At 58.9% G+C, this 21,253-nt stretch carries 23 protein-coding genes; 13 read left to right on the top strand and 10 right to left on the bottom strand.

Translation table 11 applies throughout. The features are described 5' to 3' along the window. Positions 1-65 precede the first annotated feature (65 nt). The 4 genes from B7Y89_RS10800 to B7Y89_RS10785 all read left to right on the top strand — a co-directional run bounded on the left by B7Y89_RS10800 (position 66) and on the right by B7Y89_RS10785 (position 3,137). The gene (locus tag B7Y89_RS10800) at positions 66-692 is read left to right on the top strand and encodes a TetR family transcriptional regulator (RefSeq protein ID WP_292938426.1); all 627 of its coding nucleotides are present in this window, start codon (positions 66-68) and stop codon (positions 690-692) included. Next, positions 682-1,563 (top strand): S-methyl-5'-thioadenosine phosphorylase, encoded by an 882-nt coding sequence (gene mtnP / locus B7Y89_RS10795; protein WP_292938424.1) that lies wholly within the window; start codon positions 682-684, stop codon positions 1,561-1,563. The genes B7Y89_RS10800 and mtnP overlap by 11 nt, the downstream gene beginning before the upstream one ends. Positions 1,564-1,719: 156 nt before the next feature. Then, the gene (locus B7Y89_RS10790; protein WP_292938422.1) at positions 1,720-2,133 is read left to right on the top strand and encodes a MarR family winged helix-turn-helix transcriptional regulator; all 414 of its coding nucleotides are present in this window, start codon (positions 1,720-1,722) and stop codon (positions 2,131-2,133) included. Beyond that, on the top strand, positions 2,130-3,137 hold the full coding sequence (locus B7Y89_RS10785; protein WP_292938420.1) for a fumarylacetoacetate hydrolase family protein: 1,008 nt from the start codon (positions 2,130-2,132) through the stop codon (positions 3,135-3,137). The genes B7Y89_RS10790 and B7Y89_RS10785 overlap by 4 nt, the downstream gene beginning before the upstream one ends. 81 nt (positions 3,138-3,218) lie before the next feature. On the opposite strand, the gene B7Y89_RS10780 is transcribed toward B7Y89_RS10785, so the two are convergent. From B7Y89_RS10780 to B7Y89_RS10750, 7 genes are all read right to left on the bottom strand, one after another. Further along, positions 3,219-4,223, bottom strand: a complete 1,005-nt coding sequence (locus B7Y89_RS10780; RefSeq protein ID WP_292938418.1) for a type II secretion system F family protein — start codon at positions 4,221-4,223, stop codon at positions 3,219-3,221. 19 nt (positions 4,224-4,242) lie between these two features. Further along, positions 4,243-5,217 carry a type II secretion system F family protein gene (locus B7Y89_RS10775; RefSeq protein WP_292938416.1) on the bottom strand — a complete coding sequence of 325 codons (975 nt, stop codon included), beginning with the start codon at positions 5,215-5,217 and terminating at the stop codon, positions 4,243-4,245. A 40-nt stretch (positions 5,218-5,257) separates the two neighbouring features. Continuing rightward, positions 5,258-6,532, bottom strand: coding sequence for a pilus assembly protein CpaE (locus B7Y89_RS10770; protein ID WP_292938414.1), 1,275 nt, complete (start codon positions 6,530-6,532; stop codon positions 5,258-5,260). A 4-nt stretch (positions 6,533-6,536) separates the two neighbouring features. After that, positions 6,537-7,193 carry a CpaD family pilus assembly protein gene (locus tag B7Y89_RS10765; protein WP_292938412.1) on the bottom strand — a complete coding sequence of 219 codons (657 nt, stop codon included), beginning with the start codon at positions 7,191-7,193 and terminating at the stop codon, positions 6,537-6,539. 14 nt (positions 7,194-7,207) lie between these two features. Further along, a complete protein-coding gene (locus B7Y89_RS10760; protein ID WP_292938410.1) occupies positions 7,208-8,800 on the bottom strand; it encodes a type II and III secretion system protein family protein in 1,593 nt (530 codons plus the stop codon). A gap of 43 nt (positions 8,801-8,843) precedes the next feature. Beyond that, the gene (gene cpaB, locus B7Y89_RS10755) at positions 8,844-9,890 is read right to left on the bottom strand and encodes a Flp pilus assembly protein CpaB (RefSeq protein ID WP_292938408.1); all 1,047 of its coding nucleotides are present in this window, start codon (positions 9,888-9,890) and stop codon (positions 8,844-8,846) included. A gap of 74 nt (positions 9,891-9,964) precedes the next feature. Then, positions 9,965-10,453 carry a prepilin peptidase gene (locus tag B7Y89_RS10750; protein ID WP_292938462.1) on the bottom strand — a complete coding sequence of 163 codons (489 nt, stop codon included), beginning with the start codon at positions 10,451-10,453 and terminating at the stop codon, positions 9,965-9,967. An 82-nt stretch (positions 10,454-10,535) separates the two neighbouring features. On the opposite strand from B7Y89_RS10750, the gene B7Y89_RS10745 reads away from it, so the two are divergent. The 3 genes from B7Y89_RS10745 (at position 10,536) to B7Y89_RS10735 (ending at position 12,912) form a co-directional block, all read left to right on the top strand. Continuing rightward, positions 10,536-11,528: an alpha/beta hydrolase gene (locus B7Y89_RS10745; protein ID WP_292938406.1), complete on the top strand. Its 993-nt coding sequence runs from the start codon at positions 10,536-10,538 to the stop codon at positions 11,526-11,528. A 2-nt stretch (positions 11,529-11,530) separates the two neighbouring features. Continuing rightward, complete coding sequence (locus B7Y89_RS10740) at positions 11,531-12,637, top strand: FAD-binding oxidoreductase (protein WP_292938460.1); 1,107 nt, start codon at positions 11,531-11,533, stop codon at positions 12,635-12,637. Between the two features lie 92 nt (positions 12,638-12,729). After that, complete coding sequence (locus B7Y89_RS10735) at positions 12,730-12,912, top strand: DUF1508 domain-containing protein (protein WP_292938404.1); 183 nt, start codon at positions 12,730-12,732, stop codon at positions 12,910-12,912. Between the two features lie 9 nt (positions 12,913-12,921). Here B7Y89_RS10735 and rnhA read toward each other — a convergent pair whose 3' ends face one another. The 3 genes from rnhA to ispH are packed head-to-tail and all read right to left on the bottom strand — an operon-like array spanning position 12,922 to position 15,292. Next, positions 12,922-13,353 carry a ribonuclease HI gene (gene rnhA, locus B7Y89_RS10730; protein ID WP_292938402.1) on the bottom strand — a complete coding sequence of 144 codons (432 nt, stop codon included), beginning with the start codon at positions 13,351-13,353 and terminating at the stop codon, positions 12,922-12,924. Beyond that, entirely contained in the window at positions 13,350-14,321 is a 972-nt protein-coding gene (gene thrB / locus B7Y89_RS10725; protein ID WP_292938400.1) for a homoserine kinase, read from the bottom strand. Before thrB ends, rnhA begins: the two co-directional genes overlap by 4 nt. 2 nt (positions 14,322-14,323) lie before the next feature. Then, positions 14,324-15,292 carry a 4-hydroxy-3-methylbut-2-enyl diphosphate reductase gene (gene ispH, locus B7Y89_RS10720; protein WP_292938398.1) on the bottom strand — a complete coding sequence of 323 codons (969 nt, stop codon included), beginning with the start codon at positions 15,290-15,292 and terminating at the stop codon, positions 14,324-14,326. Between the two features lie 122 nt (positions 15,293-15,414). On the opposite strand from ispH, the gene B7Y89_RS10715 reads away from it, so the two are divergent. The 6 genes from B7Y89_RS10715 (at position 15,415) to scpB (ending at position 21,178) form a co-directional block, all read left to right on the top strand. Then, complete coding sequence (locus tag B7Y89_RS10715) at positions 15,415-16,077, top strand: hypothetical protein (protein ID WP_292938396.1); 663 nt, start codon at positions 15,415-15,417, stop codon at positions 16,075-16,077. A gap of 89 nt (positions 16,078-16,166) precedes the next feature. Next, positions 16,167-17,903: an arginine--tRNA ligase gene (gene argS, locus B7Y89_RS10710; RefSeq protein ID WP_292938369.1), complete on the top strand. Its 1,737-nt coding sequence runs from the start codon at positions 16,167-16,169 to the stop codon at positions 17,901-17,903. Between the two features lie 29 nt (positions 17,904-17,932). Further along, positions 17,933-18,694 carry an SPOR domain-containing protein gene (locus B7Y89_RS10705; RefSeq protein ID WP_292938367.1) on the top strand — a complete coding sequence of 254 codons (762 nt, stop codon included), beginning with the start codon at positions 17,933-17,935 and terminating at the stop codon, positions 18,692-18,694. Between the two features lie 71 nt (positions 18,695-18,765). Continuing rightward, positions 18,766-19,782 (top strand): beta-N-acetylhexosaminidase, encoded by a 1,017-nt coding sequence (gene nagZ / locus B7Y89_RS10700; RefSeq protein WP_292938365.1) that lies wholly within the window; start codon positions 18,766-18,768, stop codon positions 19,780-19,782. Then, a complete protein-coding gene (locus B7Y89_RS10695) occupies positions 19,782-20,579 on the top strand; it encodes a ScpA family protein (protein ID WP_292938363.1) in 798 nt (265 codons plus the stop codon). The genes nagZ and B7Y89_RS10695 overlap by 1 nt, the downstream gene beginning before the upstream one ends. Beyond that, positions 20,576-21,178, top strand: a complete 603-nt coding sequence (gene scpB, locus B7Y89_RS10690) for an SMC-Scp complex subunit ScpB (RefSeq protein ID WP_292938361.1) — start codon at positions 20,576-20,578, stop codon at positions 21,176-21,178. The genes B7Y89_RS10695 and scpB overlap by 4 nt, the downstream gene beginning before the upstream one ends. Positions 21,179-21,253 lie beyond the last annotated feature (75 nt).

The raw sequence follows: 21,253 nt of genomic DNA, 5'->3' as shown, positions 1-21,253 counted from the left end.
CCTTCTTCCGGTATTCAGGCGGTTTGAGCGGGTCTTATCATACCAATTTGGGAATGCGTACGAGGATGGAGCAGATCGAAAGTCTTGAAACACCGGGCGCACGAGATTTGCTGTTGCAGACCGCATCGGCAATCATGCGTGAAGGTGATGTCGTCGATATCTCGCTATCGGAATTAAGCCTGCGGTCGGGTTTGAACTCTGCCTTGGTGAAGTACTATTTCGGCAATAAAGCAGGCTTGCTCAAAGCGTTGCTTGACCGCGACATGGAAACGATCGTCAAATCGGTCGACGCACTGCTCGCCAAAGACGATATGAACCCCGAGGCCAAGCTGCGGCGGCATATCTCCAAGGCGATCGACACGTATTATGCTTATCCCTACCTCAACCGGCTGTTGATGCGGTTGGTGCGTGATAGCGACGAGGCCGAGGCCAAGCGCATTGCCGAGCTATATTTGCTGCCCCTGCAAAGCGCGTATCATCGCTTCATTACTGACGGTGTCGAGGCAGGAGTATTCCGGCCTATCGACCCGGAATTGTTTTATTTCACGGCTACCGGTGCTGCGGACAGATTTTTTTCAGCAAGGTTGGTGCTGAAGCATTGCTTCAATCAGGACGCGCTGACCGAAGAGTTGCGTGACCGCTATCGTGAACACACAGTTGACTTTGTAATGGCAGGTATCCTTGCGCGCTAAAGAAAATACGCCAGGCTGGCGCATCGGGGTGATCGGTGGATCGGGGCTTTATGACTTCGCCGGGCTTGAAGACGCTCAGGAAATTGCGGTGTCATCACCATTTGGAGAGCCGTCTGCTCCTGTGACAATCGGCCGGATCGGGCATGTACACTTCGTGTTTCTGCCGCGTCACGGCAAAGGGCACCGCATTGCGCCCGAAGCGATAAATGCCCGCGCCAATATCGATGTGTTGAAGCGTTGCGGAGTGACCGATGTCTTGGCGATCTCGGCCATCGGATCGTTGCGCGAAGATCTTGCTCCCGGCAGTTTTGTGGCGGTAGACCAGTTTATTGATCGCACCCACGGACGCGCAGATTCATTCTTTGGCGAAGGGCTGGTCGCGCATGTCTCGATGGCTGACCCTGTATGCTCGCGCCTGTCAGGTTTCGCGGCCAAGGCAGCAGAGGTGGCAGGCGCGGTGGTTCATCGCGGCGGGTGTTACCTCGCCATGCAGGGGCCGCAATTTTCGACCCGCGCAGAAAGCCGGATGTATCGGCAATGGGGCGCAGACGTGATCGGCATGACCGCGATGCCCGAGGCCCGCCTCGCGCGCGAGGCTGAACTGCCTTACGCTTTGCTGGGCATGGTCACAGATTACGATTCGTGGCGCGAAGGCGAGCATGTCGAAGTGGCCGATGTGATGCGCGTGATGGCGGGCAACACCGCGTTGGCGCGTAATACGCTGCTGCAATTGGCGGAACTGCTCCCGGCTGAACGGACAAGCAGTCCAATCGATTGTTCTTTGGACGGGGCGATCATGACGTCCCCTGCACAACGCAATCCGTTGCTGGTTGCAAAACTGGGGGCTGTTGCCGGACGAGTGCTTGAGTAAGGAAAATTTCGTCTGGCACTTTTACATGAAACGAATTATCAGTGTGGCCGCCGCCTGTTGATATTTTATTTCTGTCTTGCATTGCGGGACAGTTTCATGTGATACTATATTATGCACAATGCAGCGAGCCGACTCTCAGACTTTATGCCTTATCGGATGGCGATCACCTCGAATGCGGTGAGCGCGCTGATATCGGGTGAATACCGCAGCGAATTTGGCCTGAAGATTCCAGAATGGCGCGTTATGGCGGTACTGGGTGATGCCGGGTCGTTAACCCAGCGCGATCTTGTCAGAGCCACGGTGATGGACAAAGTGGCGGTGAACCGCGCGTGTAAAGTCCTGGAAGAGCGCGACCTTATCCAGCGCAGCCCCAATGAAATGGACGGGCGTTCGCACCATCTGGAGCTGACCAATGCGGGCATTGAACTCCACGGTAAAATCTGGCCGCAGGCATTTGATATTTACGAAAAGATTTTCGCCGCGATTAGCCCTCGTGAACAAGCAAAGTTGAGGTTGATCCTCGACAAATTGTTGAAGGCGGCGCGCGAACTGGAAGGCGACGAAAAGTGAAATTGGCATCGCTTCCGCAGGGCCGGGACGGGCGGCTGATCGTGGTTTCCGAAGATCTGGCATGGTATGCCGACGCCGATCATATCGTGCCGACCATGCAAGGTTTGCTGGATGACTGGGACCGGTATTTCCCCCAGCTGGAAGCCTTATCGATTGAACTTGCGCACGATGCGATCCCGCGCAAACGATTTCATGAACGCGAAGCTTGCGCGCCTTTGCCACGGGCTTTCCAATGGGTTGATGGCAGCGCTTACGTCAATCACGTGGAACTGGTGCGCAAAGCGCGCGGGGCCGAACTTCCGGCAAGCTTCTGGACGGACCCGCTGATGTATCAAGGCGGCAGCGATGATTTGCGCAGCGCGCGCGAACCGGTGCTGCTGGCAGACGAGGCGTGGGGCTGCGATTTTGAAGCCGAACTTGTGGTGGTGACGGGCGACGTGCCGCAAGGCGTTTCACCCGGCGATGCGCTGAAGCATGTGCGATTGGTTGGATTGGTCAATGATGTTTCATTGCGCAACCTGATACCCGGCGAATTGGACAAGGGATTTGGCTTTGTCCAATCGAAGCCTGCCAGCCATTTTTCGCCAGTATTCGTAACCCCTGAAGCGCTGGGCGATGCGTGGGCCGGTGGCAAATTGGCGCGCACGCTTATGGTGGACCTGAACGAAACGCCGTTTGGCCGGATTGAGGCGGGCGAGGATTGCACATTCGATTTTGGCGTTTTGATCGCACATCTGGCCAAGACACGCCGGATCGGCGCCGGATCGATTATCGGTTCTGGCACTGTCTCCAACCGCGATGCTGACGGATCACCGGGGCGGCCTGTGGCCCAAGGCGGGCGCGGCTATGCCTGTATCGCTGAACAACGCATGGTTGAGACGATTGCGACAGGTGCGCCGGTCACACCATTCCTGAAATGGGGTGATAGCGTGCGCATTGAAGTGCGCGATGACAAAGGCAAAAGCATTTTCGGCGCGATTGAGCAGAGCGTAACCCGGCTCTGATCGGCACGTTTGTGTGAACCAAAAAGGCCCGGCGGGTGTAAACCTGCCGGGCCTTTTTTGTTTGTCGGGTGGAGGCCCGCGTCAGAACTTTTTGTTGATGAAGTTATCGCTGAGCGAGCATGCAGCAGGCCCGAGAATAACGATGAACAGCACCGGAAGAATGAACAAGATCAACGGGATGGTCATGATCGCGGGCAAACGCGCGGCTTTTTCTTCGGCGCGCATCATGCGTTCGTTACGGAATTCAGCTGACAGAACACGCAGAGCCGAAGCCAGCGGAGTGCCGTAGCGTTCGGTCTGGATCATCGTTGTCACCACGCCCTTCACCGAATCGAGATTTACGCGATAGGCGAAGTTTTCAAAGGCCTGGCGGCGGTCGGTCAGGAACGACAATTCAATGGCGGTCAGCGAGAATTCATCGCCCAGTTCGGGATAGGCACGGCCCAGTTCGCGGGCGACACGGTTGAACGCAGCATCCACGGTAAGGCCTGCTTCGGCACAGATCACGAGCAGATCGAGCGCATCTGGCAAACCTTTGCGAATGGCTGCGGTGCGTTTGCCGATCTGGTTTTGCACGGCAATGTCTGGCCCTTTGTAACCCAGGATCAGACAAGCGGCAAAGCCCATGAAGCGCTTGAACGGGGTCCATTCGGGGAATGAATCAGACCAGTAAAATAGAAAGGCCCCGATCAGGCCGAACACGATCGGCCCGATAAGCCGCGCAAGAATGACCGCAACCGCCCATTCCTTTTTGCGGATGCCGCCTTGTGCCAGCTTTTGCTGGACGGTAGCGACTTGACTGTCCTGAAGCACTTTGAGGGTGTCAAGAAAGTTGCGGATGCGGTCTGTGGTCTGGTTGCCACGAATAATGCTGGTGCGTTTGCGGGCATTGGTGACAACAATGCCTGCCTTCAGTTGTTCGCGCCGTTCATTCAGCGCCTTTACGCGCTTGGACATAGGATCGCGGATGGTGATAGCGGTATAGATCGCAAACATGACCGATGCCGCCGCCACCGCGATGAGCATTGATCCAGCCAAATAGACGTCGACTCCGAGAAGGGTCGGTCCTGGCGCAGTATTCAACATTTTCGCCTGTCCCTTTTTCTCAGATTTCGAAGCTGACCATTTTGCCCATGATGAACGCGCCCAGGCCAAGCCATGTCAGGCCACCCAGGCCCGTTACGATCAGTCGCTCGTCCTCGAAAAACTTCATCGTGTAATCAGGATTGATTGTGTAAATCAGGCCGAAGACGATGAACGGCAGCGCGCCCACGATATAGGCAGAGGCTTTGGATTCAGAGCTCATCGCGCTGATTTTAAGCTTCATTTGCGCGCGCTTGCGCAGCACATCGGACAAGTTTGAAAGCGTTTCGGCCAGGTTGCCGCCGGTTTCGCGCTGGATGGCCAAAGTGATGCAGAAGAAGTTGAATTCCGGCAGATTGAGGCGGTCTGCGGTTTCTTGCAGCGCTTCTTCCATGGTCCGCCCGACTTTGATCCGGTCTGTGACCAGCTTGAATTCGACGCCAACCGGGCCGGGCACTTCGCGTGCAACCACGCCAAGTGTTTCGGTAACCGGAAGACCCGAACGCAGGCCGCGAACGAGCAGGTCCATCGCATCGGGCAGACGCGTAACGAAGTTTTTGATGCGCTTGTTGATGGCCCAGCCAACCACGAAATGCGGCACACCGCCGCCAATCAGGACACCGGCTGCAAGTGCCAGCGCCATCGCGCCCGTTTTGATGAAAACGAACAGGATGATGAATGTCGCAAGACCGCCACTGGCATAGAGATACTGGGAGAGCGTCCACGCTTTTCCGGTACGCTTCAACCGCAGTTGAAGCGCTTCCAGACGCGAACCTGATCCTGCGATTTTCGTAGCGCGAGGGGTGAGTGCCGCAAGGGACTTGCGATACTGGGCTTCGACCCGGTCTTTGGTGCTTTGCGAATGCCGCAGGCGGACAGTTTGCAGGCGGCGACCGACTTCTTTTGACGCCGAAGGCCCTGACAGCGCCATGTAGGCAAGTGCCACCGTCAGCAGAAGGCCAAGCACCATGATGATCGTTTCGATCATGCCTTCCATCAGTTTTGCCCTTCTGTCACGTTACGGTTTGCCTGATCGGTCAAGCGGCGGCGTTTGCTTTGGCTTTGGAGCCGAGCATTTTCTTCAGATCAAACTTGCCCAGCAGTGAAGCCTTGCGCTTATCGTTGCCCGGATCCGGCGTGGTTACGCCCCCTTCATCAACCGAGTTGATCACCATCTGGCCGATGTCGCGCAGCATGATACCCGCTTTGGAACTGCTGTTTGCGCCAATGAAAGTCTGGCCAAGTTTGGCAGCGTTTGACGCAGCCTTGATGTCATAGGGCACCATGAAATCGATCTTGCGTTCGATTGATGCTTCGAAATCGGCTTTGCTGATTTCATTGGCACCGGGCTGGACTTTATTGGCAACGATGATGGGGCGCGCATGCCCTGCGTTGACTTTAAGCCATGAGAGCAAGCGGATCGCGTCACGTGCGCCAGCCAGGGTCAGTTCCGTGGCCAGAATGACGACGTTCACGTCGACCAGCAAATGCGGGAAGTTGATCAGCATGTTGCGCGGCATATCGATCATCGTCATTTCAAACGCTTGGCGGAACTCTTCCTCAAGCTGGATGAAGGCGCTGCCATCTGTCATCAGCGGCGAATTGATCGGGGCCTCGGCCGAGAGAATGGCCAGGTTGTCATTGGCGCGGATCATGGCGCGTTCAAGGAACAGACCGTCAATGCGGCTCGGGTTGTCGATCGCGTCAGTCAGGCCACGGCCCGGTTCAAGATCAAGCGTCAGCGCGCCGGTGCCGAAATGGACGTCAAGGTCCAGCAGCGCAGTGGGTAATTTGTGGTCCGAACTGAACAGCCAAGCCAGCGATGTGGCGATGGTTGACGCGCCCACTCCACCGCGCGTGCCGACAACGGCAGTCGATATATGGCGCTTCACGGCACTGGGATCATGATTTTTGGGCGATGCGAAGATCGCTTGCGCCTGAACCAGCGCGTCGCGCAACTGGCCTGTGTTCAAAGGCTTGAGTAGGTAATCCTGAATGCCCGATGCCATGAGATCGCGATAGAGGCGAACATCGTTGACTTGGCCGACAGCGATCACAACCGTGCCGGGCTCGCACACCTCGGCCAGCGCGTTGATGTCGTTCAACGGATCGCCGCTTTCCGACAAGTCCACCATCAAGATGTTGGGGCTGGCCGTGATCGAAAGCGATTGAATGGCATTGCGCAGGCCACCGCGGTGGCACTTTTCCGGAGCCCAGCCCATGTCGACGACGGCAGGGCGGAGCATGTCGAGCGCGGCATCGTCGCAAATGAAAGCGGCAAAAGCATCGCGGTTGGCGTTCTTTGGGCTCATTGCGTCATTTCCCGCCTTCTGAAGTGGCGCCGCCCTTAAGGCCGCTTTCGCCTGATGGCGGTGCCTTGCGGAAGCTGTCGATTGCTTTGGTGCTGCTCATGACAGTCGTCTCACCCGATCCGGTGGCGCCTTTGACCAGATGCTCTTTATCGGCGACCATCGCAGCAAGGTTGCTGTTCACTGCGCAGCCATAGTTGGACGAGGTGCGGTTGGTCATCGTAAAGTCTGATTTTTGATGCCAGTCCGGGCAGCCCGGAACGGACGCTGTGGTGCGCGTAACGATGATGCGCGTGGCACCTGCTGCGACATAGCCTGCGGTAACGGGAGCCGCTGCGGTATCAACGATCAGACCCCAACGCCCGGCAACGGCATCAACCGCTGCCATAGTGGCCTTGGACTTCAGCGGATCATCAACCGTGATCTTGTCGCCATATTTCAGGCCAAGTGTTTCAAACCAGACAGAAAGGCGGCGCTGTTCAGCCGGCGACATTCCGCCATTGGGCAATGTTTCAACATCGAAAACATAGCTGTTGCGTTCAACTACCGGCTGGTGAACCGAATTGAGCGACTGGTTCTCTGGCGTGCTTGAACACCCCGATACCGCGATGGCAAGCGAGAGGACCAGCGCACCGGTTATGCTGCGGGAGAGGTTGTGGCGCATTGCTTGACCCTTTCTCACTGAATGCTGAAGCCAGGTTCGGCGTTGGCGACTTTCTTTTCGCCACGACGATCGCGCGGTTGCGCAGGGCCGGTTGGCACGTCGAGCGCACCCACTTGGGGGTTGGCCTTGACCGAGCCTTCTTTTTCGGTTGGCATCGGACGCCTGCCGCCGGTTACGCCATCGCTTTCCATGTGACCCAGCAGGCGCTGGAGATCATTGGGGCTTTGGAAGCCGTCTGTTGGCAAGACGATGTCGTTGGCGTTGACCGGGTTGACCAGATATGGCGTGACCACGATCACCAGTTCCGTCTCGCCCTTGCGGTAATTGGTTGAACGGAACAGCGATCCCAGAATGGGAATATCGCCCGCGCCAGGCATTTTGGTGAGCGAGTTTTGCGCGTTGTTGCTGAGCAAGCCTGCAATCATGAACGACTGCCCCGAACCCAGTTCCACCGTGGTTTCAGCACGGCGCACGGTGAGCGCGGGGATTTCAACCGAATCAAGCTTGAGCGCGCCGGTGCTGGAAAGCTCGGACACTTCGGGGCGGACGCGGATGGAAATGCGGCCATTGGCCAGAACCGTGGGCGTATAGGCCAGGCTGACACCGTACTTCTTGAATTCGATGGTGGTCACGCCGATCCCTTGCGGAATGGGAATGGGATATTCGCCACCTGCCAGAAATTCAGCCGTTTCGCCCGATAGCGCGGTGAGGTTCGGTTCGGACAGCGTGGTAACAAGACCCAGCGTCTCGCCAGCATCAAGCGCGCCCAGCAAGTTCAGGCCAAGCAGTCTGCCCATACCGGCAATGGAAGTGCCACCGGCAGCTGCGCTCACCCCTGTACCTGCAGTCGCGACGAGGTTGTTCGTGGCACCGGTGGGATCAGGAATAAAGCCACTGGCCGAAATGTTGCCTGCACCCACAGCGAAGGGCAGGCGGGGATCAGTCGCGAATTGCTGGCCGATTGCGCGACCTTGGCCAACGCCGAATTTGATCCCGCCAGTGCCATCAATCGTGGTAAGATTGACGCCGAGGTTCTTTACCAACGACCGGCTGACTTCGGCGAACTTGACGTGCAAGCTTACTTGCAGCGGCGTTGCCATCTTCAAGCGGCTGATGACGTTGGTTTTATCGCCCACGAAGGCTTTGACGAGGCGCTCGGCTTCGGCAGCGTCTTCAGGTGCGCCGATCGTGCCGGTAAGCAGTACGGTGCCGTTCATGGTTGAAACGGTCACGCGCGCATCAGGCATCGCCATGTTCAGCATCTGGTCGATCGTATCAAGGTTCGTGCCAACGCGGACATTGGCAGACCACACTACATCGCCTTTGGCATTGCTGGCATAAATCGTGGTTTCGCCGCCAGATTTGCCGAACACATACAACTGGTTGGTCGACTTGACCTGAACGTCGGCGACCTTTTCATCGGCGACGAACACGTCTGCCATGCGGCCAGGGACGGTGATCAATTCGCCACGCCCGATCGAAAGGGTGATGGTGCGCGAAGGGCTGGTTACGCTTTGGGCGTGGAGCACTGCGGTTGCAGGCACCAGAGCCGCAGGAAATGCGATCAGCGCAGCGGAAATGAACGAGGTTGAGAGACGGCGGGTCATTGTGCTGCCCTTCGCAAGCGGTGTCTGTCGCGGGGTCGTCATGTCACTTGGTTTCCAATGTCACGTTTTCGACGTCCTTGCCGCGGCTCACTCGAACAATCGGGCCTTTGGGCGCGGTTGGAGCGGGCTGGGACATTGACGGGCCAGACATGCTCGGTCCGGGATTGACGGGTGAAGCCATTTGCGCGGCCAGCTTTGCAGGGCTTGGCGCCATGTTCTTGCGGGAAAAGCGTGAGACATCGCCGCCGGTGACGAAGCTTGTCGTGGCGCTTTCCATCGGCCGCTTCATTGCTTGCTTGAGCAGGGCTTCTTCTTGCTGCTTGCTAAGGCCGCTGGGGATTTTGACATCGCCCGAAGCAATCGCCTGTTCCAGTTCAGCCGCATTGTCAGCGATAGAGCGCAGTGAGAGGCTGATGGTGCCAAGCGTTTGCGCAACGGCAATTTTCTCGGCCATCTTCGGCGTGACTTCGACGGTTACCGTGCTGAAAGCGCGGACGCGGGTCTTGCCTTCAACCATTTCCTGTTCGGTCGACTGGTCGGTAGCCAGAACGCGCATGTTCTTCATGATCGTTTCGGAAGTTCGAAGCGCTCCGCCATCGCCGCCGCCACCGCCTTGCACGGTCTGCGTAAGGACGAGATCGACGTAGTCGCCTGGGAAAACAAACCCGGCAACGCCGGTGCGTGCAGAAACAGCAATGGTAACAGCGCGCATGCCGGGGCCAAGCGCCGCTGCAAGGAAGCCGCGATCACCAGGGGCAACAAGATTACCCTTGGTCACCGGTTCACCAGCGGTAATCGGGTTGCGGACCACAGTGCCCAGCAGCTTCTGCATGTCTGCTTCGCCTTCGACGAAGTAGGCATCCTGAACCATATCTTCCGGCCAAGCCTGAAAATTGATCGAATCTGCGGTGATGATGGTGCCAACGGGCAGGGCACGTTGCGCGACAAGCACCTTGGCCCCCATAGGGACCTGGGCGGCAGCGGCAGCTTGTGGCGTACCGGCTCCGACGAAAAGGCTTCGTGCTGCAAAGGCCGTGCCGAGCGCAACGATTAGCGCCCCCACCAGCAACATCAGCTTCCTTTTGTCCATGGCTACTTGTCCTGCCCTCTAAAGTCTGGCCCGCATCTGTCGGGCAAATTGGTTAAAATTTGGGATACAGCGCTTCAGGCCCCGGTGACCGATCGCCAGCCGGCTTCGAGTGTGGGGGCCAATGTGATCAATCCGGCGCAAGCGATGGCCACGCCATAAGGGATCTTGGCATCGCGTTTGCGAGTGACGGTAAAGTGCCAGGCAGCAAAAAGAATGGTGAGCACGCCGCCGATAAGCGACATGAACAGCAACATCCGCATGAAGTCTAAGGGTGCGATCCAAAGCGCCAGCGCAGAGAGCAGCTTCACATCGCCGCCGCCCATCACTTTGAGCGCAAAAAGCCCGGCCAGCACCACAAATGCGAGAAGGGCAACGCCCACTTGCATCGCCACATCCGGCCAGAGCATCAGGCCCTGGGCCCACCAGTAAGCCGGAGCCCCAAGCGCGATGGCGGCGTTAAGCCAATTGTCGATCTGGCGGCGACGGATATCGGTAAAAGCGGCAACCAGCAGCGCGATTGCCAATGCTCCGACCAGCCCGTAGATGAAGATATTCCCCTGCATGGCATAGGGTATACGGGACAACCACTTACCAAACGGTAACCAAACCTTGGTGCAGATAAGCGCCACATGGAGACGACGCCGCATGATTTCCGGCAAGCGTGAGGCTATTGATCGCAGGGCGATTCCTTCTGCCGCGCAAGAAACAATGTGGACGGCAGTTGATGGCCAAGGCTTGCGCCGGATTGACTGGCCAGGTGTGCACAGCAACGACCCTGCGCTGAGCGCACGCGGTTCGATCCTGTTCTTGCCGGGGCGCGGTGATTTTTACGAAAAGTATCTGGAATCACTGCATTATTGGCATAATGAAGGCTGGCGGGTAACGGCGCTGGATTGGCGCGGTCAGGCAGGGTCAGGCCGTATGACATCGCACCCAACCACCGGACATATCAGCGATTTTTCGGTTTGGGTTGATGATCTGGCGGCCTTTTGGGACGAATGGGTAAGGACGACGCCTGCACCGCATGTGATCATTGGCCATTCGATGGGGGGGCATCTGGTGCTGCGCAGTGTGGCGGAAAAGCGGATTCATCCGGTGGCGGTGGTATTAAGTGCGCCGATGCTGGGCTTTTTGACGCCGGGACCGAATCGGCTGTTGCGGCGCGTGGCTGACATGTTCTGCCGCTGGGGCGATCCTGAACGTGCGGCGTGGAAGACCAGTGAAAAACCCGGAGCAAGCGTAGCTGCCCGCAATACTCTGCTGACGCATGATGAAGCGCGTTATGGCGATGAGGCGCATTGGAAAGAAACGCGGCCTTATCTGGCAATGGGGCCGGGAAGCTGGCGCTGGGTCGAACGGGCCTATGCGTCCGCAATTACGCTTGAACAGCCGGGAATCCTGGAGGCGGTGGACGTGCCGGTCCTGTTGCTGGCTGCGCGCCATGATGGCCTCGTATCGTGGAAGGCCATTGAAAAAGCGGCCAAGCGATTGCCGCGTGCGCAACTGGTCAGCTGGGGGCGTGAAGCGCGGCATGAAATACTGCGCGAGGTTGATCTGGTGCGCGACAAGGCGATGCATGCAATTGATGACTTCCTCGACCGGATGGCGCCTTGGCCGACCAAGGAGCAATTGCCGTGACGATGCCTGCCAACGTGTTTGACGTCGCCATCATCGGCGCAGGGATAGCCGGTGCAAGTCTGGCCGCCGAATGCGCGCCTTTTGCCCGCGTGCTGCTGGTAGAGGCGGAAGATACGCCGGGCTATCACACCACCGGGCGTTCGGCTGCGTTTTGGGAAGAGACTTATGGCGGGCCGGGGGTGTTTCCGCTGACGATGGCATCAGGGCGGTTCCTGCGCGAAGGCGGGTATCTTTCGCCGCGCGGAGCGCTGAACATCGGGCGCGCGGGAGATCGCGGCAAAGTCGAGGCGTTTGTCGAGAAGTTTTCGGCCTTGGGCGCGACGCTGCATTTGCAGGATCGGGCGGCACTGGAAGCGCGGGTGCCGGGGTTGCGCAGCGACTGGGTTGTTGGCGCGTGGGAGCCTGAGTGCGCGGATATAGATGTGGCGGCGCTGCATCAGCATTATCTGGCGGCATCGAAACGCACCGGTTCAGTGCTGCGTGTGCGCGCGCGGGTTGAACAGATCGAGCGTGAGGGGGCGGGCTGGCGCATCGCGTGGAAAGACGGTGAAGCGCGCTGCACAGTGCTTGCCAACGCGGCGGGAGCTTGGGCAGATGATGTAGCGGTACAGGCAGGCGCTTCTGCCGTCGGTGTGCAGCCGTTGCGCCGCACGATTGTGCAATTGCGCACCGATCCGGTGCCCGATGACCGGTTGCCGCTGACGCTTGGCATTAACGAGGACTTCTATTTCAAGCCGCAGGGCGGGCGGCTGTGGCTTTCCCCGCATGACGAAATACCCGATGTGGCAGGCGATGCCGCGCCCGAGGAATTGGACGTCGCCATCGCCATCGACCGGTTCGAACAGGTGGTTGACTGGAAGATCGCGGCGATGGAGCGGCGCTGGGCAGGCTTGCGTTCCTTCGCGCCCGACAGGCTGCCAGTTTACGGCTTTGATGCTAAAGTGTCGGGGCTGTTCTGGTTTGCAGGCCAAGGCGGCTTTGGCATCCAGACAGCGCCCGCTGCGGCGCGGCTGGGGGCGCAGCTTTTGCTGGGCCTGCCGCGCGATGATCTGACGGCTGAGATTGATGCGGCGGTCTATGCGCCAGCGCGGTTTGTCACACCTGCGTAAAGCTGAATTGCACTATTCAACTGCGGCAAGAGTGATAGATTTGCTGTGGGGGTCAGGCTTGGTTGAAGTTTGACTTGCAAGGAGGACTTGAAATGGCGCACCGTTTCGAAATTCGTAAAAATAAGTCTGGAGAATTCGTGGCTTACTTTTGCTACAATTCTGAAAGCCTGTTCTGGACAGAAGGCTATGCCAGCAAGGCAGGGGCCAAGAACGCTATCGAATCGATCCTGAAGAACGGTCCCGCTGCCGAGGTGGTTGATACGACGGTGGAATGAGGCTGCGGCTTAAGCTGCAATTGCTGCGTCACTTGCCAGTTTGTCCACACGCTCGTTCTCGGGATGGCCATCGTGGCCTTTGACCCAGACCCATTCGATTTTGTGGGGGCGGACGGCGTCGACCAGTGCGCGCCATAAGTCCTCATTCTTCACTGGCTTGTTATCGGCGGTTTTCCAGCCTTTTTTCTGCCAGCCGAAGATCCACTTGGTGATGCCGTCGAGCACGTATTTGCTGTCGGTGTGAAGCGTGACTTTGCAGGGCTGCGACAGGGCCTGCAAAGCCTGAATCGCGCCCATCAATTCCATGCGGTTGTTGGTGGTTTCTTTTTCCGAGCCGGACAGCTCTTTCTCATGCTCGCCCATGCGCAGAAGCGCGCCCCAGCCGCCTTTTCCGGGGTTGCCCTTGCATGCGCCGTCAGTGAAAATTTCGACGTGCTTCATGCGAAAACATCCGGATTTGAGGCATAGAATTGAAGGCGGCGGGCAAAGGCCATCGGGTCTTTGCGCATGACCAGCGCATCGGCAGGCGTGTTCAGCCAATCATAGGCGCGGGTTGCGGTAAAGCGCAGTGCGGCCCCTTGCGCGAGCAGTGGCAGGGCGGCGCGTTCCTCTGGCAAAAGCGGGCGGACGCTTTCATAACCCTCAAGCAGGGCGGCGGACAGATCGGCACGGAAGGTTTGGCCTGTTGAATCAAAGCACCACGCGGCGTGGGTTACCGCCACATCGTAGGCCGTCAAATCATTGCAGGCAAAGTAGAAGTCGATCAGGCCCGTCACCTTGTCGCCAAGCATCAGGACATTGTCGGGGAACAGGTCTGCATGGATCACAGAGCGTGGTAAATCGCTTGGCCAAGCTGCCGCAATCTTTGGCAAATATTCGGCCACAAGTCCCGCCAATTGCGGATCGACGATAGCAAGTCCATCGGCTCCGCAGGCGTCAAACAGGCGCTGCCATTCGGCAAGGCCCATGCCATTAGCACGGGTTGGCGCAAAATCTGCGGCGGCGGCGTGGAGTTGCGCCAGTGCCGCACCAACGGCGCGGGCCTGGGCAGGGGTGGGTTCGCTGACCGACACACCGGGCAGAAATTCGATCAGCGCCAATGCCTTGTCGCCGCGCATCCGGTACAAAGCACCATCGCGATCATGGATCGTGCGCGGTACAGGACAGCCCTTCGCGGCAAGGTGATCGAGCAGCGAGAGGAAGTAGGGCAAGTCGCTCAATTCAATGCGGAATTCGTACATCGTCAGGATGAAGCGCGTTGCCGCACTGGCAGAACCAGTCGTCTCCAGCAGCCAATTGCTGTTCGAAACGCCTTCAGCAATGCCTTTGGCCGAGACGAGTTGCCCGACATCGAATTCAGCGATGAGCGCGGCCATGTCCTCCGCGCCGATCTGCGTATAAACAGCCATGGTCAGTCAGCCAGTTGGCGCGGCAATTTGAAGACCATCTTTTCCTCGGTCGTGGTCACGGTTTCTTCGGATACGGTCCGCAATTCGCCGATACGCTGGACAACTTCGCGGACGAGCACTTCAGGCGCGGATGCTCCGGCGGTAAGGCCCAATGTGTTCACGCCATCAAGCCATGACGGGTCAATTTCGGAAGCGCGCTGGATCAGGCGTGACCGCGTGCCGAGTCGTTCAGCCACTTCAACCAGCCGCAACGAATTGGAACTGTTGGGCGCGCCGATGACCAAGAGCAGTTCGCATTCTCCGGCAATGGCCTTGACGGCTTCCTGTCGGTTGGAGGTGGCGTAGCAAATGTCTTCCGCTTTCGGCCCCACCATATGCGGATAGCGGCGGCGCAATGCTGCGACGATTTCCGCAGTATCATCAACCGAAAGCGTGGTTTGCGTCAGGAAAGCAAGCGGGGTTTCATCGGTGAATTTCAGGGCGGCAACGTCATCCACGGTTTCAACCAGCGTGATTGCGCCTTCAGGAACTTGCCCCATTGTTCCAATGACTTCGGGATGGCCTTTGTGGCCGATGAACAGGATGTGGCGTCCGGCTTCAACCTGGCGTTCAGCCTGACGGTGGACTTTGCTGACGAGCGGGCAGGTGGCGTCCAGCCAATCAAGCCCGCGTTCCGTGGCGACTTGTGGCACCGCTTTTGGCACGCCATGGGCCGAGAACACGACCGGCGCGCCATCGGGCACTTGATCAAGTTCTTCAATGAACACAGCGCCTTTGGCCTTCAGGCCATCAACAACGAAGCGGTTATGCACAATCTCGTGTCGTACATAGACCGGCGCGCCATAACGATTGATCGCGCGTTCAACGATTTCGATCGCGCGGTCGACCCCGGCGCAAAAGCCGCGCGGGGCAGCGATAAGGAGGCGGATGGGGGCCGCTTGGGCCGCTGCGTCTGGCAAGCTGTCGTTCATCCTGTGGCCCTTAGCAGCATGCGCGCCAGCCTGCCATTGCCGAAAGCGAATGTGATGGGTAGAGGTGGCCCGAACAGCGGCTTTTTGCTGCGAACAACGAATTGCCAAGGATGAAAGTGCCCATGATCGCATCCGCCCGTCGTCTCGCCCTGTTGGGCGCTCCGCTCGTGGCCGCGCTAGCGCTTTCAGCTTGCGGTGGCGGACGTGGCGAACTGGTGGTGGATGATGCTGTGGGCGTGAAGGCTCTGCGTGATCCGTGCCCGCGGGTCGGCGTGCCGGACTATACTGGCGACGTGACGCTGTTTTCGGCACCCGGCCGCACTGATTCGGCAGCGTTGGATGTGGTGGCAACGCTCACCAATGTTCGTGCCACCTGCACCGTTGGAGAAAAGCTCTATTCGCAAGCAACTTTCGATGTGCTGGCGCGGCGGACTGATGCGCGCGGGGCGCGGCGCGTCGAATTGCCCTATTTCTCGACGGTTATTCGCGGCGGTAACGTGGTTGTGGCCAAGCGCATTGGTACGGTCGTAGTCGAATTTGCCGATGGACAGGATCGTGCCTCGGCCAAGGGGCAGGCAGCCGCTTATGTTGAAAAAGCAGAAGCCTCCTTGCCTGAAGACATCGCCAAGCGTATTTCGCGCAAACGCCGTGCAGGTGATCAGGACGCCGCTGTCGATCCGCTGTCGCAGCCTGACGTAAAAGCTGCTCTGGCGCGCGCCAACTTTGAACTGCTGGTTGGTTTCCAACTGACCAATGACCAGTTGCAGTACAACGTCCGCCGCTAAACCCTGATTCTAAAGCGGGCTAAAGGCACAGGGCGCTCTTTCGTTTTCGCGCCAGTTCCGCTAACCGCGCGGCCATGACTCTTGGCCAAATGAACCTTCACGCCGACTTCGCTCGGGTAATTGACGCTGCACTGGGTGCGCTGGAAACGGCTGGCACCTTGCCCGGCGGTTTGAACCGAGGCGCGGTAACGTGTGAGCCGCCACGCGATCCGTCGCATGGTGATCTTTCCACCAATGCCGCGATGGTGCTGGCCAAGCCTGCGGGCACCAATCCGCGTGCGCTGGCCGCTGTGCTGGTGGCAGAGCTGGAAAAAGAGCCGCGCGTTGTGTCTGCAGAAATTGCTGGGCCGGGCTTTATCAACTTGCGACTGACCGATGATTCATGGCGCGGTGAACTGGCGCTTATCGCCACAGCGGGCGCGGATTATGGCCGGTCTGACATGGGTGGCGGCAAAGTCGTCAACGTCGAATATGTTTCCGCTAACCCGACCGGCCCCATGCACATGGGCCATTGCCGGGGTGCGGTTGTGGGCGATGCTCTGGCTGATTTGCTGGCTTACAGCGGGCATAAAGTCATCAAGGAATACTACGTCAACGATGCAGGCGCGCAGGTCGATGTGCTCGCCCGGTCGGTGCACATCCGTTATCTTGAGGCGCTGGGCCGCGATGTGGGAGCGATCCCGGAAGGGCTTTATCCCGGCGATTATCTGGTGCCGGTCGGACAGGCATTGGCAGCTGAATTTGGCGACAAGTACGCCGATGCGCCGGAAGCCGACTGGCTGATCACCTTCCGCACCAAGGCAGTGGCCGCGATGATGGACATGATTCGCGACGATCTGGCGACGCTTGGCATTCGCCACGATCTGTTCTCGTCAGAAGCGCAATTGCAGGCATCGGGCAAAGTTGACGAAGCGGAAAGCTGGCTGCGCGCGCACGATCTGGTCTATGATGGCGTGCTGGAAGCGCCCAAGGGCAAGACTCTGGAAGATTGGGAAGCGGTTGAATTGCCGCTGTTCCGGTCAACAAGGTTTGGTGACGATCAGGACCGCCCGATCAAGAAATCGAACGGGGCGTGGACGTATTTCGGCGCTGACCTCGCTTACCACTTCCAAAAGGCGCAAAATGCCGATGCGCTGGTGGACATCTGGGGCGCAGATCATGCGGGTACGGTAAAGCGGATCAAGGCGGCCGTGGCGGCGCTGACCAGCGCAGATGGCGGCACAGCAAAGCCGTTCGAGGTGAAGCTGGTGCAAATGGTCCAGCTGCTGCGCGATGGCGAGCCTGTGAAAATGTCCAAGCGTTCCGGCAACTTCGTAACGCTTTCTGACGTTGTGGATGAAGTGGGTAAGGACGTGGTTCGCTTTACCATGCTGACCCGCAAGCCTGATGCACAGATGGATTTCGACTTTGCCAAGGTGGTCGAAGCGTCGAAAGACAACCCGGTGTTCTATGTCCAGTATGCCCACGCGCGCATCTGCCGGAATATCCGTAAAGGTGCCGATGAAGGTTTTGTGCCATCATCTGAAAACCTTAGCCTATTGGGCGAAGAAGAATTGGCGCTGGTCAAGTTGGCTGCACAATTCCCGCGTATGGTCGAAGCCGCAGCAGTGGCGCGCGAACCGCACCGTATTGCGTTTTTCTTGCACGATCTGGCATCTGCGTTTCATTCGTTCTACAATCTGGGGAATGACCGGCCTGAAAAACGGTTCATTGTGGCACAGGACCCAGTAATGAGCGGTGCCCGTCTTTTCCTCGCCCAACAAATCGGGCAAGTAATTAAGAACGGTCTCGCCCTATTGGGGGTTGAGGCCGCATCAGAGCTTTGACACGATAGTTAACCGGCAGGGGCGCGAGCATGAGTGGTGACGAACAAAATTCTTGGGCCGATCAAGGCATCGGCACGGGCAAGCCGTTCGACGTCTCGGCGGAATTGGGCGCAACTGAAGAGGTTGGCGACCGTCTGGCCTTGGGCGAAGAAGACCGCTTGCCGTGGCTTGAAAGCGTTGACGATGTTGATGCCGACGAAGAAGACAGCGGCAATGGCCGTTTGATCGGCTTTGCCGTGATGGGCCTGATGGTGCTCGCGGCGCTGATTGGCGGCATCTGGTATGCCACAAACAAGACAAGCGGCCCCTCGGATGCAGACGGCAGTCTGATCGAAGCAAGCAAAGAGCCCTATAAAGTTGCGCCCAGCGATCCGGGTGGCAAGACCTTTGCAGGGACGGGCGATTCGAGCTTCAAGGTAAGCGAAGGCGAAAAGCCCTTGGCCAATCTGGCCGGATCCGCTTCGCCAGTGCCAAAAGCAACGCCATCCGCCAAGCCAAGTGCCGGAGCAAGTGGGGCTGCGGCTTCGGGCGACAAGCCTGCAGCGGCAACATCAGGCGGTGTGGGCGTTCAAATCGGCGCGTTTTCGTCCAATGCTTCGGCAGAAGCGGCTTGGAGCAAACTGTCAGGCAATCATGAAGCGCTTAAGGGGTTTCAGCATCGCGTGGTTGAGGGCAAGGCCGATATTGGCACGGTTTACCGTCTACAGGCTCTGGCAGGCGATGTGTCGGCGGCCAATGCGCTATGCCAGCGGTTGCAGGCTGGCGGCCTGAAGTGCCAGGTGAAGCGCTGAGCTTTTAGTTTTCCCCCATCATGCGTGAACCCGGCCTTGAGAAAGCGCCGGGTTTGCGCGACTCTGGACCCATGCTTCCAGCGATTTTTGGGCTTTCCGGCCTGACCCTTACAGATGACGAACGCGCATTCTTTCGCGATGCGAACCCGGCCGGATATATCCTGTTCGGGCGCAACGTGGAAAGCCGCGCGCAAATGCGGGCGTTGACCGACGATTTGCGGGCGCTTCATGGGCGTGAGCGCACTTTCATCTGCATTGATCAGGAAGGTGGGCGGGTTGCGCGGATGAAGCCGCCGGTGTGGGCCGCCTATCCAGCCGGTGAGAGCTTTGACCGTCTGTATGACGTGGCGCCCGCCAGTGCGATTGAGGCCGCGCGGGCCAATGCCCATGCGCTGGGGCTTGATCTTGCCGAGGCCGGGATCAGCGTGGATTGTTTGCCTTTGCTGGACGTGCGGCAACCCGGCGCACACGATGTGATCGGTGATCGCGCGCTGGGCACTGAACCCATGCGCGTGGCTGCGTTGGGTAGGGCCACGCTGGATGGACTGGGCCGCGCCGGAGTGGCTGGCATTGTCAAGCATGTGCCGGGGCATGGCCGCGCCTTGGTGGACAGCCACAAGGAATTGCCGACCGTGACTGCTTCGGCAGAAGAACTGGCGCTGGATATTGCGCCATTTCGCACGTTGAAAGATGCTACAATTGCGATGACGGCACATGTGAAGTTCACCGCGTGGGACGCGGATAATCCGGCGACGCATTCTTCCTATGTGATTGAAGAGATCATCCGCAAAGCGATAGGCTTTGACGGGCTGCTGCTGACCGATGATCTGGATATGCAAGCGTTGGGCGGGACAGTGCCTGAACGCGCGGCTAAAGCTCAGACGGCGGGCTGTGATATCGCGCTGAATTGCTGGGCGAAAATGGACGACATGGTGGGAATTGCCAACGTTCTTTCGCCCATGACGGCCAGAACGACAGAGCGGCTGGAGCGGGCTTTGGCATCGACGGCAGCGTTGGATGGTCCGGCAGAAATGGCAGAGCAGGACGCGTTGTATGCCCTGCGTGACCGGTTGCTGGGTCTGGCCTGATGGCAGACACGGCTTTCCCAGCGCTGCTTGAAGGGGATGCGGCGTGGGAGGGGATCGGCTCGGCTGAAACCGGTGATGCAGCGCTTTATCTGGAACTGGACGGGTGGGAAGGGCCGCTTGACCTGTTGCTGGAATTGGCGCGCCGCCAAAAGGTTGATTTGCGGACGATTTCCATCCTTGATCTGGTGGATCAGTATCTGGGGTATATTGAGCAGGCCGAGGCGCTGAAGCTGGAACTGGCGGCTGATTATCTGGTGATGGCGGCGTGGCTGGCCTATCTTAAGTCCTTGTTATTGCTGCCGCGTGATCCCGAAGTACAGCCTAGCCCTGAAGAACTGGCGTTGAAGTTGCAACTGCGATTGCAGCGTCTTGGCGCGATGCGCGAGGCTGGCGCACGGTTGATGGCGCGCGACCGGGTAGGGCGCGATGTCTTCGTTCGCGGGGCACCTGAGGGTTTGCGCGTGGACAAAAAGGCACTTTGGAAATGCGACATCTTCATGCTGATTCAGGCCTATGGCGCGATCAAGCTGCGCAACAAGCCGGTGGTCCACATGGTGCGCGAACGCGCGGTGATGACGCTGGACGCGGCGTTGACACGTGTATCAAAGATGCTTGGCATTGCCATGGATTGGACAGATTTGCGCGCATTTCTGCCGCTTGATGCTGATCCGCTGCTGCGCAAATCAGCTTTGGCGTCCAGCTTTCTGGCGGCATTGGAATTGGCCAAGCAGGGGCGGGCAGAGATTGCGCAAGATGCAGCCTTTGGTCCGCTGATGTTGCGGGCGGCGCGGGCATGACCTCGCCTGATGATCTTGCCCGTGCGGTGGAAGCGGCGCTGTTTGCGGCCGAGCAACCGATGACGGTGCAGGATCTGTCCCGGCATCTTGGCGGGGCCGATGTTAGCGACGCGATTGCCGCGTTGCAGGGCGATTATGCAGGGCGCGGGATAGAACTGGTGGAGCGGGGCGGGCGCTGGCATTTCCAGACTGCCCCTGATCTGGCGCACTTGTTGCGGCGCGAAAAGGAAGAGCCGCGCCGTCTGTCGCGCGCGGCGACGGAAGCGCTGGCCATCATCGCCTATCACGAGCCGGTGAGCCGCGCCGAGATTGAGGCGATCCGTGGGGTACAGACCGCCAAGGGCACGCTTGACGTGTTGCTGGAGGCTGGGTGGATTCGCATTGCTGGGCGGCGCGAGGTGCCGGGACGCCCGACGATCTATGCCACCGCGCCCGATTTTCTGACGCACTTCGGGCTTGAATCGCGGCGTGATTTGCCGGGAATCGAGGAATTGCGGGCAGCCGGGCTGCTTGATCCGGTTGACGAGGCGTTTGCCGTCTTGACGGGAGGCGACGATGACGACACGGACGCAGAAGAACCGCCTGCCGGGGACGCTTGAAAACAACTGGATGGATTGACTGGTCAGAACGGGCCAGACTTCCTATCTAGGCATTGCGCAGCCCCTGACGGGGCG

Source organism: Novosphingobium sp. 32-60-15 (genome assembly GCF_002280675.1).
In the GTDB taxonomy this organism is placed as follows: Bacteria; Pseudomonadota; Alphaproteobacteria; order Sphingomonadales; family Sphingomonadaceae; genus Novosphingobium.
This window is presented reverse-complemented; position numbering and strand designations above follow the sequence as displayed.